Annotated in this window: 16 protein-coding genes; 14 read left to right on the top strand and 2 right to left on the bottom strand. The window is 70.6% G+C overall.

Going from position 1 to position 18531, the window contains the following annotated elements; genetic code table 11:
* Positions 1–11: 11 nt before the first annotated feature.
* From infB to Q7X29_RS24885, 4 genes are all read left to right on the top strand, one after another.
* A complete protein-coding gene (infB, locus tag Q7X29_RS24900) occupies positions 12–3002 on the top strand; it encodes a translation initiation factor IF-2 (protein ID WP_316575523.1) in 2991 nt (996 codons plus the stop codon).
* Positions 3003–3095: 93 nt separating this feature from the next.
* The gene (locus Q7X29_RS24895) at positions 3096–3389 is read left to right on the top strand and encodes a DUF503 domain-containing protein (protein ID WP_218717795.1); all 294 of its coding nucleotides are present in this window, start codon (positions 3096–3098) and stop codon (positions 3387–3389) included.
* 14 nt (positions 3390–3403) lie between these two features.
* Complete coding sequence (gene rbfA / locus Q7X29_RS24890; RefSeq protein WP_316575522.1) at positions 3404–3853, top strand: 30S ribosome-binding factor RbfA; 450 nt, start codon at positions 3404–3406, stop codon at positions 3851–3853.
* A gap of 80 nt (positions 3854–3933) precedes the next feature.
* Complete coding sequence (locus tag Q7X29_RS24885; RefSeq protein ID WP_316575521.1) at positions 3934–4932, top strand: DHH family phosphoesterase; 999 nt, start codon at positions 3934–3936, stop codon at positions 4930–4932.
* A gap of 86 nt (positions 4933–5018) precedes the next feature.
* On the opposite strand, the gene Q7X29_RS24880 is transcribed toward Q7X29_RS24885, so the two are convergent.
* On the bottom strand, positions 5019–6197 hold the full coding sequence (locus Q7X29_RS24880; protein ID WP_316575520.1) for an MFS transporter: 1179 nt from the start codon (positions 6195–6197) through the stop codon (positions 5019–5021).
* Between the two features lie 275 nt (positions 6198–6472).
* Here Q7X29_RS24880 and Q7X29_RS24875 point away from each other — a divergent pair, with 275 nt between their 5' ends.
* The 7 genes from Q7X29_RS24875 (at position 6473) to Q7X29_RS24845 (ending at position 13288) form a co-directional block, all read left to right on the top strand.
* Positions 6473–7816 (top strand): MATE family efflux transporter, encoded by a 1344-nt coding sequence (locus Q7X29_RS24875; RefSeq protein ID WP_316575519.1) that lies wholly within the window; start codon positions 6473–6475, stop codon positions 7814–7816.
* A gap of 103 nt (positions 7817–7919) precedes the next feature.
* On the top strand, positions 7920–9050 hold the full coding sequence (locus tag Q7X29_RS24870; RefSeq protein ID WP_218717766.1) for a lipase family protein: 1131 nt from the start codon (positions 7920–7922) through the stop codon (positions 9048–9050).
* Positions 9051–9225: 175 nt separating this feature from the next.
* A complete protein-coding gene (locus tag Q7X29_RS24865; RefSeq protein WP_218717767.1) occupies positions 9226–10182 on the top strand; it encodes a metallophosphoesterase family protein in 957 nt (318 codons plus the stop codon).
* A 21-nt stretch (positions 10183–10203) separates the two neighbouring features.
* Positions 10204–10875, top strand: a complete 672-nt coding sequence (npt, locus tag Q7X29_RS24860) for a 4'-phosphopantetheinyl transferase Npt (RefSeq protein WP_218717768.1) — start codon at positions 10204–10206, stop codon at positions 10873–10875.
* Positions 10875–11807, top strand: coding sequence for a tRNA pseudouridine(55) synthase TruB (truB, locus tag Q7X29_RS24855; RefSeq protein WP_316575518.1), 933 nt, complete (start codon positions 10875–10877; stop codon positions 11805–11807). The genes npt and truB overlap by 1 nt, the downstream gene beginning before the upstream one ends.
* Positions 11808–11950: 143 nt before the next feature.
* The gene (locus Q7X29_RS24850) at positions 11951–12373 is read left to right on the top strand and encodes an EF-hand domain-containing protein (protein WP_218717770.1); all 423 of its coding nucleotides are present in this window, start codon (positions 11951–11953) and stop codon (positions 12371–12373) included.
* A gap of 102 nt (positions 12374–12475) precedes the next feature.
* Positions 12476–13288 carry a hypothetical protein gene (locus Q7X29_RS24845; RefSeq protein ID WP_316575517.1) on the top strand — a complete coding sequence of 271 codons (813 nt, stop codon included), beginning with the start codon at positions 12476–12478 and terminating at the stop codon, positions 13286–13288.
* Here Q7X29_RS24845 and Q7X29_RS24840 read toward each other — a convergent pair.
* The gene (locus Q7X29_RS24840) at positions 13285–14052 is read right to left on the bottom strand and encodes a metal-dependent transcriptional regulator (protein ID WP_255587519.1); all 768 of its coding nucleotides are present in this window, start codon (positions 14050–14052) and stop codon (positions 13285–13287) included. The two genes, Q7X29_RS24845 and Q7X29_RS24840, sit on opposite strands and share 4 nt — an antisense overlap.
* A 69-nt stretch (positions 14053–14121) precedes the next feature.
* Here Q7X29_RS24840 and Q7X29_RS24835 point away from each other — a divergent pair, with 69 nt between their 5' ends.
* The 3 genes from Q7X29_RS24835 (at position 14122) to Q7X29_RS24825 (ending at position 18135) form a co-directional block, all read left to right on the top strand.
* Complete coding sequence (locus Q7X29_RS24835) at positions 14122–15090, top strand: bifunctional riboflavin kinase/FAD synthetase (RefSeq protein ID WP_316575516.1); 969 nt, start codon at positions 14122–14124, stop codon at positions 15088–15090.
* A gap of 128 nt (positions 15091–15218) precedes the next feature.
* On the top strand, positions 15219–15488 hold the full coding sequence (gene rpsO / locus Q7X29_RS24830) for a 30S ribosomal protein S15 (protein WP_019048089.1): 270 nt from the start codon (positions 15219–15221) through the stop codon (positions 15486–15488).
* A gap of 376 nt (positions 15489–15864) precedes the next feature.
* On the top strand, positions 15865–18135 hold the full coding sequence (locus tag Q7X29_RS24825; protein WP_218717773.1) for a polyribonucleotide nucleotidyltransferase: 2271 nt from the start codon (positions 15865–15867) through the stop codon (positions 18133–18135).
* Positions 18136–18531: the final 396 nt, after the last annotated feature.

Raw genomic sequence — 18531 nt, 5'->3', positions numbered from 1 at the left:
TGAGGAGAGCAGTGGCAGGCAAGGCCCGCGTGCACGAGTTGGCCAAAGAACTCGGTGTCACGTCCAAAGAACTACTCGCGAAGCTCAAGGAGCAAGGCGAGTTCGTGAAGTCGGCGTCCTCGACGGTGGAAGCACCCGTCGCCCGTCGTCTGCGCGAATCGCTCGCGTCGAAGTCCGCCCCGGCGGGCGACGCGAAGCCCGCGGCCCGTCCGGGGCCGTCGCAGGCGGCCCGTCCGGCCGCCAAGCCCACCCCCGGTGGCGGCCCCCGTCCCGGTCCGCGTCCGGCTCCGGCGGCGCCCGCCCCGGCGGCCCCCGCGGCCCCGGTGGCTCCGGCCGCCGAATCGGCTCCGGCCGAGGCCAAGCCGGCTCCGGCCGCTCGGCCGACCCCGGCCGCCGCGCAGTCGGCGCCCGCCGCGAAGCCGGCCGGTGCCCCCGCGCCCGGCCCGCGTCCGGCGCCCGGCGCACCGCGTCCGGGTCAGCCCGCCGCCGGTCAGGCCCGTCCGGGTCAGCCCGCGCCGGGTGCTCCGGCCCCGCGTCCGGCCGGTCCCGGCCCGAAGCCCGGCCCGAAGACCCCGCGCGTCGGCAACAACCCGTTCAGCTCCGCCCCGGATCGTGAGCGTCCGGCGCCGCGTCCCGCCCCGCAGGGCGGCCCGCGGCCGACCCCGGGTCAGGGCGGTCCCCGTCCGGCTCCCGGCCAGGGTGGTCCGCGTCCGGCTCCCGGTCAGGGCGGTCCCCGTCCCGGCCAGGGCCAGGGTGGTCCGCGTCCGGCCGCCGCGCAGGGCGGTGCCCCGCGTCCCGGTGGTCCGCGCCCCAACCCGGGCTCGATGCCGCCGCGTCCCAACCCCGGTGCCATGCCCCAGCGCTCCGCGCGTCCGGGTCCGGCGGCCGGTGGCCGTCCGGGTCGTCCGGGCGGCGCTCCCGGTGGCGGCGCAGGTCGTCCCGGTGGCGGCGGTGGCGGCTACCGCGGTGGCGGTGGCGGTGCCCCCGGTGCAGGTCAGGGTGCCGGTGCACCCGCGGCCGGTGGTTTCCGTGGTCGTCCCGGTGGCGGCGGCGGTCGTCCCGGTGGTCCCGGTGGCCGTGGTGGCGCAGCGGGTGCGTTCGGTCGCCCCGGTGGCGCTCCGCGTCGTGGCCGTAAGTCGAAGCGGGCGAAGCGCGCCGAATACGAGAACATGCAGGCGCCCGCCGTCGGTGGCGTGCGGCTGCCCCGCGGCAACGGCGAGATCATCCGTCTCGCCCGCGGCGCGTCGCTGTCGGACTTCGCCGAGAAGATCGACGCGAACCCGGCTGCCCTCGTGCAGGCGCTGTTCAACCTCGGCGAGATGGTCACCGCGACCCAGTCGGTGAACGACGAGACCCTCGAGCTGCTCGGCAGCGAGATGAACTACGTCGTGCACGTCGTCAGCCCCGAGGACGAAGACCGCGAGCTGCTGGAATCGTTCGATCTCACCTACGGCGAGGACGCCGGCGGCGAGGACGACCTCGAGCAGCGTCCGCCGGTCGTGACCGTCATGGGTCACGTCGACCACGGTAAGACCCGACTGCTGGACACGATCCGTAAGGCCAACGTCCGTGAGGGCGAGGCCGGTGGCATCACCCAGCACATCGGTGCCTACCAGGTGCTGACCAACCTCAACGACGAAGAGCGCCTGATCACCTTCATCGACACCCCGGGTCACGAGGCGTTCACCGCCATGCGTGCCCGTGGTGCGAAGGCCACCGACATCGCGATCCTCGTGGTCGCGGCCGACGACGGCGTCATGCCGCAGACGGTGGAAGCGATCAACCACGCCCAGGCGGCCGACGTGCCGATCGTGGTGGCGGTCAACAAGATCGACAAGGAAGGCGCGAACCCGGACAAGATCCGGCAGCAGCTGACCGAGTACGGCCTGGTGACCGAGGAATACGGTGGCGACACCATGTTCGTCGACATCTCGGCCAAGCAGGGCACCAACATCGACGCGCTGCTCGAAGCGGTGCTGCTGACCGCGGACGCCTCGCTCGACCTGCGGGCCAACCCGGACATGGACGCCCAGGGTGTCGCCATCGAGGCGCACCTCGACCGCGGCCGTGGCCCGGTGGCCACCGTGCTCATCCAGCGCGGCACGCTGCGCGTCGGCGACTCGATCGTGGCGGGCGACGCCTACGGTCGCGTGCGCCGCATGGTCGACGAGCACGGCGACGACGTCGAGGCGGCCCTGCCGTCGCGGCCCGTCCAGGTCATCGGTTTCACCTCGGTGCCCGGCGCGGGCGACAACCTGCTCGTGGTCGACGAGGACCGGATCGCTCGCCAGATCGCCGACCGCCGCAATGCGCGCAAGCGCAACGCGCTGGCCGCGCGCAGCCGCAAGCGGATCAGCCTGGAAGATCTGGATGCCGCCCTGAAGGAGACTTCGGAGCTCAACCTGATCCTCAAGGGCGACAACTCCGGTACGGTCGAGGCCCTCGAAGAGGCCCTGCTCGGCATCGAGATCGACGACGAGGTGCGCCTGCGCGTCATCGACCGCGGTGTCGGTGGCGTCACCGAGACCAACGTCAACCTGGCGTCGGCCTCGAACGCGATCATCATCGGCTTCAACGTCCGTGCGGAGGGCAAGGCCACCGAGCTGGCCAACCGCGAGGGCGTCGACATCCGGTACTACTCGGTGATCTACCAGGCCATCGACGAGATCGAGAAGGCCCTCAAGGGCATGCTCAAGCCGATCTACGAAGAGGTCGAGCTGGGCCGGGCGGAGATCCGCGCGATCTTCCGTTCGTCGAAGGTCGGCAACATCGCCGGCTGCATGGTCCTGTCGGGTTCGGTCAAGCGCAACGCCAAGGCGCGCCTGATCCGTGACGGCCGGGTCGTCGCCGAGACGATGACCATCTCCTCGCTCAAGCGGGAGAAGGACGACGCCACCGAGGTCCGCGAAGGTTACGAGTGCGGTATGACCGTGACCTACAACGACATCAAGGACGGCGACATCATCGAGGCGTACGAGCTGCGCGAGAAGCCGCGCGACTGATCACGCACACCGTTCCACACGCCGCATCCGAAACCTCGGGTGCGGCGTGTGGTCATGCGGGCAATCCATCCATCTATCAGGAGGTGAGCACCGCTGTACATCGGTGCGCTCGAATTCGATCTACTGCTCGGTGACGTGCACTCGCTCAAGGAGAAGCGGTCGGTGATCCGGCCGATCCTCGCCGAGCTGCAGAAGCGCTTCGCCGTGAACGCCGCAGAGGCCGGCGACCAGGACTTACACCGCCGGGCACTGCTCGGGGTGGCCATGGTCAGCGCGGAAACGGCGCACCTGAACGAGGTGCTCGACAAATGTGAGCGGCACGTCGCCGCCCGTCCGGAGATAGAGTTGCTGGCAGTACGCCGCCGGATCTTCGGACCCGAAGACTAGAGGGAGGTATCGCCATGGTGGATCAAGCCAGGGCACGCCGACTCGCCAAGCGGATTTCCGCGATCGTGGCCACCGCGATCGAGTACGAGATCAAGGATCCGCGGCTGCGGTTCGTCACCGTCACCGATGCCAAGGTGACCGGCGATCTGCGCGAGGCAACGGTGTTCTACACGGTGATGGGCGAGACGCTCGACACCGAACCCGACTACGCGGCCGCCGCCGCCGGTCTGGACGCGGCCAAGGGCGTGCTCCGGTCCAAGGTGGGTGCGGGCACCGGGGTGAAGTTCACCCCGATCCTGTCGTTCACGCTGGACAAGGTGCCCGACGCGGCTCGCGAGATGGAGGAGCTGCTGGCCCGGGCTCGTGCCATCGACGACGAGGTCGCCAAGGTCGCGGCCAAGGCCACGCACGCCGGTGAGGCCGACCCGTACAAGTCCGATCGCGACGACGACGGCGACGAGTAGCCCGGCATGAGCGGTCAGCGCCTGGAGGCGGTAGCTCGCGTGACCACGTCGGGCGCCCGCGCATGCCGAACGGGTACCGCATGACCGGCGCCCGTGACGCGACCGTGCCGGCCGCCGCCGTCGCCGCCCTGGCGACGGCGCGGTCGGTGACGGTGCTGTGTCACGTGCAGCCCGATGCCGACACCATCGGCAGCGGGCTGGCGCTGGCGCTGGCCCTGGAACGCAAGGGCGTGCCGGTGGTGGTGTCCTTCGCCGAACCCGCCGACCTGCCCGCCTCGCTGCGGACGCTGCCCGGCGGGCATCTGCTGGTGCCGCCCGCCGAGGTACCGCGCGAGGTCGACCTGCTGGTCGTCGTCGACTGCGGTGCGCGCAGCAGGCTCGGGGTGCTGGGCGACCGGCTGGCCGGAGCGACGACGACGCTGGTCATCGATCATCACCGGGCCAACGACGGATTCGGCACCGTCGACCTGATCGACGAGTCGGCGGCCTCGACCACGGAGCTGGTCACTCGCCTGCTCGACGCGTGGGGCATCCCGATCGACGCCCCCATCGCGCACTGCCTGTTCGCGGGGCTGGTGACCGATACCGGCTCGTTCCGCTGGGCCAGGACCGGCAGTCACGCCATGGCCGAGCGGCTGCTCGCCACCGGGATCGACGGCGCCGAGATCACCCGGGTGCTGCTCGACACCCACCCGTACGCGTGGTTGCCGATGTTGTCGAAGGTGCTGTCCACGGCGGTCGTCGTACCCTCGGCTGCCGGGGTGGGGCTGGTCTACGCGCTGGTGCGGGCCGCCGACACCCACGAGGTGGGCCCTGAAGAGGTGGAGAGCGTCATCGACGTCGTCCGCACCACCGCCGAGGCCGGGATCGCCGCCGTCTTCAAGGAGGCCCGCGGCCAGAACGACCGCTGGACCGTCTCGCTGCGCTCCCGTGATTCCGCGCCCGGCGCCGCCGACGGGGTGGATGTCGCCGCGATCGCGAGCGAGTTCGGCGGCGGTGGACATCGCTTCGCGGCCGGATACACCACCTACGGCAACGCCACCGACGTGGTGCAGGCGCTGGTCACCGCGCTCGGCTGAGCGCGGAACCGTCGCCGGGCGTGTGCTCCGGCCACATCGGGCGGGGCGGTCCGCTCGCGCGAGTTGCCCGGCCGACACCGCGCCGATCAGCCGACGGCGACGGGCTCGCGTCGCAGCCGCAGCACGAGCGGCACTCCCACCATCGTCGCGACGGCGCAGAGTCCGAACGCCGCCGCCGGCCGGTCGACGAGCAGGCCGGTGGCTCCGGCGACGACCAGGCCGCCGAAATTGCCGGTCATCCAGATGAGCCCGGCCGCGGTGCCTTCGGCGACTCCGGTGTGCCGCTCGGTCATGGTGAGCACGATCGGCAGCGCGGGCAGCAGGGTGAGGCCGATCAGCACGAAGGCCAGGAATCCGGTGGCGAGCCCGGGCGCGACGGCGACGAGCAGACAGGCGAGCGCACTGGCCGTGAGGCCCACCATGACCGCGGGCAGTTCGACGCCGCGCCGCAGCACGGCCACCGGCACCACCGCGCATCCGACGACCCCGGCCACGACATTGATCAGCAGCACGACGCTCGCCGCGTCGGCGCTCACCCCGGCCGGTTCGAGCAGTGCCTGACCGTAGGTGGCCAGCGCGACGAAGGTGCCGAACGGGAAGAAGACCGCCGCGCACAGTCGGCGGACATAGGGGTCGCGCAGCGTCACCCGCAGCGCGGCCAGCGGCTCACCCGCCGGACGCCTCAGCGCCGCGCCCGCCGCGACCTGTCCCGGCCGCAGGACCTCGACGGTGAGCAGCAGCGCGGCCACGCTGGCGAATCCCGCGCCCACGGCGGTCAGCGTCCACAGCTGGTGTTCGGCGGGCAAGATCGCGCCGAGTACGAAGGCCGCGGCCATCCCGGCGAAGGTGCTGGCGGTGCCGACCGCGATTCCGGTCGGACGGTCCTTCTCGGCGAGGTAGTGCCCGGCGACGCCGGTGATCGCGTTGAGCACCAGCGGCTGCGCGATGGCCACGATGGTCTGACCGAGCAGTGCCATGGCGAAGCTGTCGTGCAGCAACCGCAGGTCGGCGCCGATCGCGGTGAGCACAGCGCCCGCGATCAGGGCGGGCCGGAACCAGCGGTCGAGCAGGATGCCCGCCGGGATCGCCAGCACCACGTACAGCAGCGGGAACATGTTGGCCAGCCAGCCGACCGCCGACTCCGACACGCCGAAATGGTCCGCCGCCACCGTGGTGACGGGCGCGTAGTTGAGCCAGACGACCTGGGTCGCCGCGCCCACGAGGGCGAACGCCGTGATCACGCGCCACCGCTGTACAAACGCCATCGTTGCAGTCCTGGGAGATCGGGGCGAACCGGGAGGGTCGCGCAGCGTCCGCCCTGACTGGGCGAGTGACCAGTATTGCCCGAGGTGTCGGGCACCGCGACATTTACCAGGGAATTCCCCGGGGTCGTCCGGCTTCCGCCGCGCGGGTCCGGTTCGGCGCCCGTTCCGCCGGTGGCAGGGTGCTCGTGGCGGCGCCGGGTCGTGGCGTCCTGGGGGTGTGCGAGCATCGGTGTCGTGCGCCGGATCGGGCGCCGGCGACGGGGAGGCAGAGTCTGATGTCCACGGTTGGTCCGGACGCCGAGGTGGGGCCGCGACGGATTCTCGGGATCGCGTTGCCGACGCTCGGCGTGCTCGTGGCCGAACCGCTGTACCTGCTGTTCGACATGGCGATCGTCGGCAGGCTCGGGGCGCTGGCTTTGGCCGGGCTCGCGGTCGGCGGGGTCATCGTGGGGTCGGTCAGCACCCAGCTCACCTTCCTGTCGTACGGCACCACCGCGCGGGCGGCGCGCCGGCACGGCTCGGGAGACCGGGCGGGCGCGGTCGCGGAGGGCGTGCAGGCCAGCTGGGTGGGTGCGGCGATCGGTGTGCTCATCCTGGTGGTGGTGCAGCTGGTCGCCGGGCCGTTGTGCGCGGCGATCGCCGGCGGCGGCGAGATCGCCGACGAGGCGCTGCGCTGGGTGCGGATCGCCCTGTTCGGCGTGCCGCTGATCCTGCTGTCGATGGCGGGCAACGGCTGGATGCGGGGGGTACAGGATGTGCGCCGCCCGCTGATGTTCGTGGTGGTGGGACTGGCACTGTCGGCCGTGCTGTGCCCGGTACTGGTGTACGGGCTGTTCGGGGCGCCGCGCCTGGAGCTGGCCGGGTCGGCGGTGGCCAATGTGGTCGGCCAGCTCGTGACCGGTGGTCTGTTCGGCTACGCGCTGCTGCGCGAACGGGTCCCGCTGGGCCCGCACCCCGCCGTGATGCGGGCCCAGCTGGTCCTCGGCCGCGATCTCATCGTGCGCAGCCTGTCGTTCCAGGCGTGCTTCATCTCCGCCGCCGCCGTCGCCGCCCGCTTCGGCGCCGCCTCGGTCGCCGCCCACCAGCTGGTCCTGCAACTGTGGAATTTCCTGGCGCTGACGCTGGATTCGCTGGCCATCGCCGCGCAGACTCTCGTCGGTGCGGCGCTCGGCGCGGGCAACGCGCGGGGCGCCGAGGGCATCGCCCGCCGGGTCACGGGCTGGTCGGAGATCTTCGCCCTGGTGCTGGCCGCCACCTTCGCCGCCGGTGCGGGGGTGATCCCGCTGCTGTTCACCGACGACGCCCAGGTCCTCGAGCGCACGCACGTCATCTGGTGGTTCTTCGTCGCGATGATCCCGGTGGCCGGCGCGGTCTTCGCGCTCGACGGTGTCCTGCTCGGCGCGGGCGACGCCGCGTTCCTGCGCACCGCCACGCTGATCGCCGCCCTGATCGGTTTCCTGCCGCTGATCTGGCTGTCGCTGGTCTTCGACTGGGGTGTCGCGGGCATCTGGTCCGGCCTGGTCGCGTTCATGCTGCTACGCCTGCTGGCCGTCGTGGCCCGCGCCCGCTCCGGCCGCTGGGCACGCGTCGGCGCCGATATCCCGACCGGGGCCGCGTAGGACAGTGGCGCTCGTCACAGCGATGCCCCGGTCGGCGATGTCGCACTACCGTCGGGACGGAGGACTTCGAACCGATGATGGAGGCGAAGTAGTGCGTGGCGTGATGTCCAGGAGTATCGGTCTCCGATCGGCGGTCGTCGCCGCGGTCCTGGTTGCCGGGCTCGGAATCGGGGTTCCCGCAGCGCAAGCCGCACCCGACGGGGCCGGCGCGTTGCTCGGGCACATCGACCAGCCCGCGGGCTGGGGTGACTGGTCCCGCGCGGCGATCGTGGACTATCGCACCGAGGGGCCGACCGGCGGCCTGATCAACGGCGCCGGGCTCGTGCTGCTGCCGAACTCGCCGCCACCGGCCGGCGGCTATCCGGTCGTGGCCTGGGACCACGGCACCAGCGGTCTGGGTCCGCAGTGCGGCATCACGACGAACAAGGCGGTCCACGAGCGGCCGCTGCTGCAATCCTTCCTCGACCGCGGGTGGGCCGTGGTCGCGCCGGACTATCTCGGGCTGTCCGTCGGTTCCGACACCGTGCATCCGTACCTGCACACCCGCACCGAGGCGACGGCGACGATCGACCTGGTCCGGGCCGCCCGCGCGGCGGAGCCGGGACTGTCGGCGACCTGGGCGGTGGTCGGTGGCTCCCAGGGCGGCCACGCGGCGCTGGCCACCGGCAATCTCGCCGACGACTATGCCCCCGAGCTGGACTTCCGCGGCACCGTCGCGCTCGCGCCGGAATCCAATTTCGAGCAGATCCTGTCCCGGCTCGACCCGCGGGTGCCGAATCTGCCGATCGTGGACGAGCTGGTCGGCCCGTTCGCGGGCATCCTCGCCGGGCTGCGCGCCGCCCGCCCCGATCTGGATGTGAACGGCCTGCTCAGCTCGCGCGGCCGGGACGTCGTCGACGCGATCGCCACCAGCTGCGTCGACGATTTCGGCGCGGTGGTCGACGGCGCGTCGATCGGTGCGCTGCTGGCGCGCCCGGTGGACGCCGACGGCATCGGCGCGGCGCTGCGCGACTACATGGTGGTCCCCACGGTGGGCTACCGGCAGCCGATCCTGATCGTCCACGGCGCCGCCGACACGGTGGTCCCGTTGCCGATGACCTACACCCTGCTCGCGCAGATGCGCTCGGCGGGCACCGCCGTGGAGTTCGGCCAGTATCCGGGCGGGCATCCCGAGATCGACGCGCAGGCGCGGCCGCAGGTGCTGTCCTTCGTCGAGGGCCTGTTCCGCTCCTGAACTCGCGCATGTGCGGCAGTCCAAATCCGCGCTGCCGCGCCACGCCTCGTAGAACACGAACACGGCCGCGTCGGCGCTGCTGGATCTGCTGGTCGCCGAGGGGCGCTGACGACCGCGTGATCGGATCGGGTGAACCCGCGCAGGCGCCGGTTCGCGGGTGTGCCACTGTGGACAGGTGATTCCGAAGTTGATGGCGGTCAGTGATGTGCACGTCGGGCATCAGGGCAACAAGCCGGTGGTGGAGCAGATCCATCCGGATTCGCCGGAGGACTGGCTGATCGTCGCCGGTGACGTCGGCGAGAAGGCCGACGAGGTCCGCTGGGCGCTGGAGCTGCTGCGCGGCCGGTTCGCGAAGGTCATCTGGGTGCCGGGCAACCACGAGCTCTGGACCACGCCCAAGGACCCGGTGCAGATGCACGGCGCCGCGCGCTACGACTACCTGGTCTCGATGTGCCGCGACCTCGACGTGGTGACCCCGGAGGATCCGTACCCGGTGTGGACCGGCTCGGGCGCCGAGCAGTACGGCGGCCGCGTGACCATCGCGCCGATGTTCCTGCTCTACGACTACTCCTGGTTGCCCGCGGGCACGACCACCAAGGCGCAGGGCCTGGCCGTCGCGCGGGAACGCAATGTCGTCGCCACCGACGAGTTCCTGCTGACCCCCGACCCATACCTCACCCGCGACGCCTGGTGCCACGCGCGCGTGCAGTACACCCAGCGCCGCCTCGACGCGCTGGGCCCGGAGGCCCCGGTGGTGCTGGTCAACCACTTCCCGCTGGTCCGCCAGCCCACCGAGATCCTGTTCTACCCCGAGTTCTCGATGTGGTGCGGCACCGACCTCACCGCCGACTGGCACACCAGCTACAACGTGGTCTGCTCGGTGTACGGGCACCTGCACATCCCGCGCACCACCTACTACGACGGCGTGCGCTTCGAAGAGGTGTCGCTGGGCTACCCGCGCGAATGGAAACGTCGCGGCATGCCCGAGCCGCTGTTGCGCCAGATCCTGCCCGAGCCCGTCTACGCCGAGGGTGACCTCAACGCCTGGGGCGGCCACTTCAGCGTCACCCCGGAAATGGAAGCCGCCGCGGCCGAGATGCGCGCCAAGGCCGACCGCCGACGCGGCGTCTGACCACTACTAGGCTGGGACCCGATGATTGACAACATTCTGCCCTCGGGCGTGGCCGCCGCCGAGTTGCTGGCGTACCCGGAGGACCTGAAGGCGCACCCCGCCGAGGAACACCTCATCGCCAAGTCGGTCGAGAAGCGTCGGCGCGACTTCATCGGCGCCCGCCACTGCGCCCGCCTCGCGCTCGAGCAGCTGGGCGAGCCGCCGGTGGCCATCGGCAAGGGGGAGCGCGGCATGCCCCTGTTCCCGCGCGGTGTGGTCGGCAGCTTGACCCACTGCGACGGCTACCGCGCCGCGGCGATGGCGCACGCGCTGCGCTTCCGCTCGGTCGGTATCGACGCCGAACCGCACGGCGCGCTGCCCGAGGGCGTGCTCGAGTCGGTCAGTCTGCCCGCCGAACGGGACTGGCTGGCCACCGCGCCCGCCGACGGTCTGCACCTGGACCGCCTGCTGTTCTGCGCCAAGGAGGCCACCTACAAGGCCTGGTTCCCGCTGACGCTGCGCTGGCTCGGTTTCGAGGACGCGCACATCAGTGTCGAGATCGATTCCCGCACCGCCGATTCCGGTACGGGCACCTTCCACACGCAGCTGCTCGTGCCCGGGACGACGAACGACGGCGGCGCCCCGCTGACCTCGTTCGACGGCCGCTGGATGATCGCCGACGGGCTGATCCTGACCGCGATCGCGCACGGCTGATGGCCGCGCGCACCCCCGCGGTCGACCAGCTCGGCGGCCTGGTCATCGTCGACAAGGACGGCGGCTGGACCAGCCACGATGTCGTCGCGCGCAGCCGGAAGCTGTTGCGCACCAAGAAGGTCGGGCACGCGGGCACGCTCGATCCGATGGCCACCGGCGTGCTCGTACTCGGTGTGGAGCGGGCGACCAAGCTGCTCGGCCAGCTGATCCTGACCACCAAGGCCTACACCGCGACCATCCGGCTCGGCCAGGCCACGATCACCGACGACGCCGAGGGCGAGGTCACCGCGACCACCCCGGCGCAGCACGTCACCGACGCCGAGATCGCGGCCGGTGTCGCGGCGCTGACCGGCGACATCGAACAGGTCCCGGCCACGGTGAGCGCCATCAAGGTCGACGGCGAGCGCGCCTACGCCCGCGCCCGCGCCGGGGAGGACGTGCAGCTCGCGGCCCGTCCGGTGACGGTGTCGCGCTTCGAGGTGCTGGCCCGCCGCGATGTCGCGGACGGCGAATTCGTCGATCTGGACGTCGAAGTCGAGTGCTCCTCGGGCACCTACATCCGCGCCCTGGCCCGCGACCTCGGCGCCGCCCTCGGCGTCGGCGGGCATCTGACGGCGTTGCGTCGCACCAGAGTCGGCCCGTTCACCCTCGAACACGCTCGCACCCTGGAGCAACTGGCTGCCGCCGCGGCGGCCGAACAGCCCCTGCTCAGCCTCGACATCGACACCGCGGTCCGCACCGCGTTCCCGCACCGCGACATCGACGAGTCCCAGGCGAACGACCTGCGCAACGGCCGCTGGCTCGAGCCGATCGGGATCAAGGGCGTGTACGCGGCCATCGATCCGTCGGGCAAGGCCATCGCCTTGCTCGAGGAGAGCGGCAAGCGCGCGGCCTCGGTGATGGTGGTCCGTCCCCAGGGCATCGGCGACTGATCCGAAAGGTCGTGCGCCGCGTGGTGTTCGGCGGATTCCCGCGGGCCGATGTCTGCGTCGCCGGACATCGTCGTTCGCGCCTACGTAGAGTGGCGGTGACGGTCGGCGTACGGATGTCGCCGATCGCGGGGAAGGGTAGCGCGATGAGTACAGAGCCGGTCGACACGTTCACGCTGTGGGACCGCGACGGGGACGGGCTGGTGTCGGTGGACGACATCGCCGCCGGAATCCGTTCCGCCGGTATCGAGGTCGACCGCGCGGCGATCGAACGACTGGTCGCCGCCGCCGACACCGACGGCGACTTCCTGGTCTCTCGTGCCGAATTCGACGCCGCCGTGGTCGAGGGCCGTATCGAGGTGACCGACGCCGACGCGGCGTTCCGGGTCTTCGACGTCAACGGCGACGGCCGCATCTCGGTGAGCGAACTGGACGCACTGATCCGCCACGTCGGCGGCGGCCGCATCGAGGAACCGGCCGCGGACCTCCTCGCCGCGGCCGACCAGGACGGCGACGGCTACCTCTCGCTCGCGGAATTCCGTGTCCTGCTGGACTTCCTGTCCCGCTGAGCCACGCCGCCGTGGCGTCAGGGCCACTGGACGGTGGTTAACGCCACCGCCCTTCGTCGCGATAGCCAGGACGAATAGCTCTCGGCTACGGAGGGGTGGGCCATGGCTGCACGAGGGAAGACCTGGATCGGCGTCGTCGTCGGGGTGACGCTGCTGCTCGCGGGATGCGGCGGTGGTGGTGATCCGCAGGGGTCGGGGGCGTCGAGTTCGGTCCGGCCGAGTACGGCAACCAGCACCTCCCGGCCGCCGGTGATCATCCCGCCGAGCGCGGCACCGGTGACGAGCGCGCCGGTCGGTACCGCCACCGCGCCCACAGCCACCCGCACTACTCCGGCGCCGGTGCCCGGGACCGGGACGGTCGTCCTGCGCACGGCGACGCTGTCCGGTGTTCCGGTTCCCGGTGTCCCCGTGCGTCTTTCGCTTCAGCAGCCGTGCGACCCGGCCGGTCGCGACATCCCCATCGGCGAGACCACCGAAACGCAACGCCAGGACGGTGTCACCGACGCCGCCGGCGTGGCCGTCTTCACCGCCGTGACGGGCTGCTACCACTTCGGGATGACGGCCCCGGCGGGCACCGATCCGGTTCCCGAGGGCATGCACTCGCTCTTCCTCGTCGACGCCGGCGCGACCGTCACCGGGAATCTGCGCTTCCAGGACACCGCACCGGCGCCCGCCTGCGCCGAAGCCACCGTCGAGACCGAACTCGGGGTCGACCGCGTGCCCGCCGCCACCATCTCCCACTGCGACGGCCGCTGGGCCGTCGTGTCCTGGAACAGCCCCGGCGACAACCAGCGCATCATCACCCGCGCCTCCGGGACCTGGACGACCTATGTCCGGTTCCCGCACGACACGTGCTGGGCCGAGGCCACCGCCGCCGGCGTCCCGGATACGCTGCGGTCCTACTTCAGCTGCTAGGCGGTCAGCCAGATAGCTTCGGCGGCAAGGGTGCCCAGTTCGGTCGGGGTGTCGGCGGCGGCGATGCGGACCGCGATGGTGCCGGCGAAATCGCGGCGCTCCTCGACCGCGATCACGGTGTCGAGGGCGATGCCGACCGAGTCGAAGTAGCGCAGCATGGCGGGGTCGGAGTCGGAGATGCGGGCGACGCGGCCGGATTCGCCCGCGGCGAAGTCGGACAGGCGCCGGGCCGGGGGCGTGGGGACCGCGCCGTCGACGGACGGGATGGGGTCGCCGTGCGGATCGCGATCGGGGTGGCCGAGTTTGGCGTCGATGCGCGACATCAGCAGTTCCGAGACCGCGTGCTCGAGCACCTCGGCCTCGTCGTGGACCTCGTCCCAGCCGTACCCGAGCTCGTTCACCAGGAACGTCTCGATCAGCCGGTGCCTGCGCACCATGGCGACGGCGGCGCGCCGGCCGTGCTCGGTGAGGGTGATCGAGCCATAGCGGGCGTGCTCGACCAGACCCTGATCGGAGAGCTTGCGGACCGCCTCGGACACCGTCGAGGCCGACACGCCGATCCGCTCGGCGAGCAGCTTGGTCGAGACCTTCTCCTGTGACCACTCCTGGGCGGTCCAGATGACTTTCAGATAGTCCTGCGCCACTGCGGACAATTCGGGCGCGAGCGTCGCGGTGGCAGCGAGTTCGGCCTGTTCACCGGGCGCTGTCGACGCTCGGCGGGTAGCGACATCTCGTTTACCTGGCACATCATTGATGTTAGGCATCCCTGGCCCGAATGACACATCGGCGGACCGGCACGGCGCCGGCGAATAACGTTGCGTAGGCTTCGCTCTGTGCAGAGATGGCGAAGTCTCGACGATGTGCCCGCCGACTGGGGGCGCTGCGTCCTCACGATCGGCGTGTTCGACGGCGTGCATCGCGGGCACGCGCAGCTGATCAGCCGCGCGGTGGCCGCGGCGAAGAAGCGTGATGTTCCCTCGGTTCTGATGACCTTCGATCCGCATCCGATGGAAGTGGTCCGGCCCGGTTCCCATCCCGCCCAGCTCACCACCCTGACCCGGCGGGCCGAGCTCGCCGAGGAACTCGGGATCGACGTGTTCTGCGTGATGCCCTTCACCCAGGAGTTCATGAAGCTCACCCCGGCCGGGTACGTGCACGATCTGCTGGTCGAGCGGCTGCACGTCACCGAGGTCGTCGTCGGCGACAACTTCACCTTCGGCAAGAAGGCCGCGGGCACCGTCGACACCATGCGCGAGCTGGGCGCCCGCTTCGGCTTCGAGGTCGACGGGGTCACCCTGCTCGGCGAGCACGCCGTCACCTTCTCCTCCACTTACATCCGCGCCTGCGTCGACGCGGGCGACATGGCGGCCGCCGCCGAGGCGCTCGGCCGTCCGCATCGGGTCGAGGGCGTCGTCGTGCACGGTGACGGGCGCGGTCGCGGGCTCGGTTTCCCGACCGCCAACGTCGCCCCGCCGATGCACGCGGCGATCCCGGCCGACGGCGTGTACGCGGGCTGGTTCACCGTGCTCGGCCCCGGCCCGACCATCGGCACGGTCGAGCCCGGTGAGCGCGCGATGGCCGCCATCTCGGTCGGCACGAATCCCACCTTCTCCGGCCGTTCGCGCACCGTGGAGGCCTTCGTCCTCGACGGCGAGGCCGATCTGTACGGCCAGCACGTGGCGGTCGACTTCGTCGAGCAACTGCGCGGGATGCGCAAGTTCGACACCATCGACGACCTGGTCGAGGCCATGGGCCGCGATGTCGAGAACGCGCGCAAGGTACTCACCGCCGCCGACGCCTGAGGCCGGTGCGGCCCGCGCCCGAGCGCTCCGGTACAGTCGATCCTCGGGTTTGCTGCGGTCCGCGGTGGCGCCCATTCCGGGTAACCGGGACTTCGAGCGCGGAACTGAGAAAGAGGAGTCGATGCCGCATGGCGCTGACCACTGAGCAGAAGTCGGCCATTCTGGCCGAGTACGGCCTGCACGAGAAGGACACCGGTTCGCCGGAGGCGCAGATCGCGCTGCTGTCGAAGCGGATCTCGGACCTGACCGAGCACCTCAAGCAGCACAAGCACGATCACCACACCCGGCACGGCCTGCTGGCCCTGATCGGTCGTCGTCGTCGCCTGTCGAAGTACCTGCAGGCCAAGGACATCGAGCGCTACCGTTCGCTCATCGAGCGTCTCGGCCTGCGCCGCTGATCTGCTTCGACACGCCTCCTCGCTGAGGCGGTCGGCGAGTAGCCAATGGGAAGAAGTACACTTCTTCTCGTTGGCTATTCGTGTATTCGGCGACCATCGGGTTTCCGCGTGCACTACAACATGTGACAGCCGTGTGCATCCGTCCGCGTGGCGTCGGTCTTCGGTAGTGGCCTTTCGGCAGGCGTTTTTCCCGCCGCCGTCGGGCTTCGATCGATGACCGCCTCCGCGTCGCCGCTTCCAAGGGGATCCGGCCGGGTGCTGCGCGTGGCAGCCAGGAGGGTTTCCACGTGTCCGTGTCCGGTACGGCTGACGAAATAGCTGGTTCGCGCCCACATGGTGCTGCGCTCCGGCGAGACGAGAGGTCGAGAGAAGAAAAATGACGCAGACAACTGAACGTGCTTCGACTGCGGTCGAGGTCGAGCCCGGTGTTTTCGAGTCGGTCGCGCTGATCGACAACGGTAGCTTCGGCACCCGCACCATCCGCTTCGAGACGGGCCGTCTGGCCAAGCAGGCCGCCGGATCCGTCGTCGCCTACCTGGACGACGAGACCATGCTGCTGTCGGCGACCACCGCCGGCAAGCACCCCAAGGACCAGTTCGACTTCTTCCCGCTGACGGTCGACGTCGAAGAGCGCATGTACGCCGCGGGCCGCATCCCCGGCTCGTTCTTCCGTCGCGAGGGCCGCCCCTCCACCGACGCGATCCTGACCTGTCGCCTGATCGACCGTCCGCTGCGCCCGTCGTTCGTCGACGGCCTGCGCAACGAGATCCAGGTCGTGGTCACCGTGCTGAGCCTGGACCCGCAGGATCTCTACGACGTGGTGGCCATCAACGCCGCCTCGGCGTCCACCCAGATCTCCGGTCTGCCGTTCTCCGGCCCGGTCGGCGGCGTGCGCGTCGCCCTGATCGGTGATCAGTGGGTCGCGTTCCCGACCGTCGAGCAGCTCGAGGGCGCCGTGTTCGACATGGTCGTCGCGGGCCGGGTCACCGAGTCCGGTGACGTCGCCATCATGATGGTCGAGGCCGAGGCCACCGACAAGGTCATCGCGCTGATCTCCGACGGCGCGCAGGCGCCCACCGAGGCCGTCGTGGCCCAGGGCCTCGAGGCCGCCAAGCCGTTCATCGCCCGCCTGTGCCGCGCGCAGTCGGACCTGGCGACCCTGGCCGCCAAGCCCACCGAGGAGTTCCCGCTCTTCCCGCCGTACGCCGCCGACGTGTTCGAGGCCGTCGAGGGCACCGCCAAGCGTGAGCTGAACGAGGCGCTGAGCATCGCCGACAAGCAGGCCCGCGAGGCCAAGATCGACGAGATCAAGCTCGACGTGCTCTCGCGTCTGGGCGAGGACTTCACCGGCCGGGAGAAGGAGCTGGGCGCCGCGTTCCGCTCGGTCACCAAGAAGCTGGTGCGCCAGCGCATCCTGACCGACGGCTTCCGCATCGACGGCCGTGGTCTGGCCGACATCCGCGCGCTGTCCGCCGAGGTCGCCGTGATCCCGCGCGCCCACGGTTCGGCGCTGTTCGAGCGTGGCGAGACCCAGATCATGGGCGTCACCACCCTGGACATGGTGAAGATGGCCCAGCAGGTCGACTCGCTCGGCCCGGAGACCTCCAAGCGCTACATGCACCACTACAACTTCCCGCCGTTCTCCACCGGCGAGACCGGCCGCGTCGGTTCGCCGAAGCGTCGCGAGATCGGCCACGGCGCGCTCGCCGAGCGTGCGCTGATGCCGGTGCTGCCCTCGCAGGAGGAGTTCCCCTACGCCATCCGTCAGGTCTCGGAGGCGCTGGGCTCCAACGGTTCCACCTCGATGGGTTCGGTGTGTGCCTCGACCCTGTCGCTGCTGAACGCCGGTGTGCCGCTGAAGGCGCCGGTCGCCGGTATCGCCATGGGCCTGGTGTCGGACACCGTCACCAACGACAAGGGTGAGGACGAGGTCCGCTACGTCGCGCTGACCGACATCCTCGGTGCCGAGGATGCCTTCGGCGACATGGACTTCAAGGTCGCCGGTACCCGTGACTTCGTCACCGCCCTGCAGCTGGACACCAAGCTCGACGGCATCCCCTCGCAGGTGCTGGCCGGTGCGCTGAACCAGGCGCACGACGCCCGCACCACCATCCTGGACGTGATGGCCGAGGCCATCGCCACCCCGGACGAGATGAGCCCGTACGCCCCGCGCGTCACCGCGATCAAGATCCCGGTCGACAAGATCGGCGAGGTCATCGGGCCCAAGGGCAAGATGATCAACCAGATCACCGAGGACACCGGCGCCAACATCTCCATCGAGGATGACGGCACCGTGTTCGTCGGTGCGACCGACGGGCCGTCGGCGCAGGCCGCGATCGACGCGATCAACGCGATCGCGAACCCGCAGCTGCCGAAGGTCGGCGAGCGTTTCCTGGGCACGGTCGTCAAGACCACCGCCTTCGGCGCGTTCGTCTCGCTGCTGCCGGGCCGCGACGGCCTGGTGCACATCTCCAAGCTGGGCAACGGCAAGCGCGTCGCCAAGGTCGAGGACGTGGTCAACGTCGGCGACAAGCTGCGCGTGGAGATCGCCGACATCGACAACCGCGGCAAGATCTCGCTGGTCCCCGTCGAAGACGAGGCCCCGGCCGCCGAGGCCGCCCCGGCCGAGGACACCGCCGCGGAGTAAGCGCGCCGGTAGCTTCACCGATCACCGAAACCCCTCGCCGGTTCACCCCGGCGGGGGGTTTCGTCGTGTCGGGGGACGACGCGCTCCAGGAAAAGTGGTGTGAATCACTGCGATGCAACGTTGATGCAACGTTGTTTCACATAGTGTTGCCCGACACAGTGCGAACCTGTGCCGACAGCCGCCACATCGCCCGCACGGGCGATCGGGCGAGAGCTGTCCCCTCGGCGTATGCGGTCGAATTGCTGGACCGTTCTCAGCGCCGGAATTCGCGGCCCCGGACCGAGATTTTGACGGAATCTGGTCCGGTTTATTATCGGACCGAATACGCTTCTCTCGTCTGCGGGCGCGGGTGTCAGGTGTCGGGGTTGACGATGGAGGTCGGGAGATAACCGAGTC

This window comes from Nocardia canadensis, assembly GCF_032656385.1.
GTDB classification, from domain to species: domain Bacteria; phylum Actinomycetota; class Actinomycetes; order Mycobacteriales; family Mycobacteriaceae; genus Nocardia; species Nocardia canadensis.
Note: the sequence above shows the minus strand (reverse complement) of the source record. Positions and strands in the feature narration are given on the sequence as shown.

What these genes read in the sequence shown, in the direction of transcription:
- rpsO (WP_019048089.1), top strand. Translation starts at nt 15,219, where the DNA reads ATGGCGCTGACCACTGAGCAGAAGTCGGCCATTCTGGCCGAGTACGGC.
- Q7X29_RS24845 (WP_316575517.1), top strand. Translation starts at nt 12,476, where the DNA reads ATGGCTGCACGAGGGAAGACCTGGATCGGCGTCGTCGTCGGGGTGACG.
- Q7X29_RS24840 (WP_255587519.1), bottom strand. Translation starts at nt 14,052, where the DNA reads ATGCCTAACATCAATGATGTGCCAGGTAAACGAGATGTCGCTACCCGC.
- Q7X29_RS24850 (WP_218717770.1), top strand. Translation starts at nt 11,951, where the DNA reads ATGAGTACAGAGCCGGTCGACACGTTCACGCTGTGGGACCGCGACGGG.
- Q7X29_RS24870 (WP_218717766.1), top strand. Translation starts at nt 7,920, where the DNA reads ATGTCCAGGAGTATCGGTCTCCGATCGGCGGTCGTCGCCGCGGTCCTG.
- Q7X29_RS24875 (WP_316575519.1), top strand. Translation starts at nt 6,473, where the DNA reads ATGTCCACGGTTGGTCCGGACGCCGAGGTGGGGCCGCGACGGATTCTC.
- npt (WP_218717768.1), top strand. Translation starts at nt 10,204, where the DNA reads ATGATTGACAACATTCTGCCCTCGGGCGTGGCCGCCGCCGAGTTGCTG.
- rbfA (WP_316575522.1), top strand. Translation starts at nt 3,404, where the DNA reads ATGGTGGATCAAGCCAGGGCACGCCGACTCGCCAAGCGGATTTCCGCG.
- truB (WP_316575518.1), top strand. Translation starts at nt 10,875, where the DNA reads ATGGCCGCGCGCACCCCCGCGGTCGACCAGCTCGGCGGCCTGGTCATC.
- Q7X29_RS24880 (WP_316575520.1), bottom strand. Translation starts at nt 6,197, where the DNA reads ATGGCGTTTGTACAGCGGTGGCGCGTGATCACGGCGTTCGCCCTCGTG.
- Q7X29_RS24885 (WP_316575521.1), top strand. Translation starts at nt 3,934, where the DNA reads ATGACCGGCGCCCGTGACGCGACCGTGCCGGCCGCCGCCGTCGCCGCC.
- Q7X29_RS24825 (WP_218717773.1), top strand. Translation starts at nt 15,865, where the DNA reads ATGACGCAGACAACTGAACGTGCTTCGACTGCGGTCGAGGTCGAGCCC.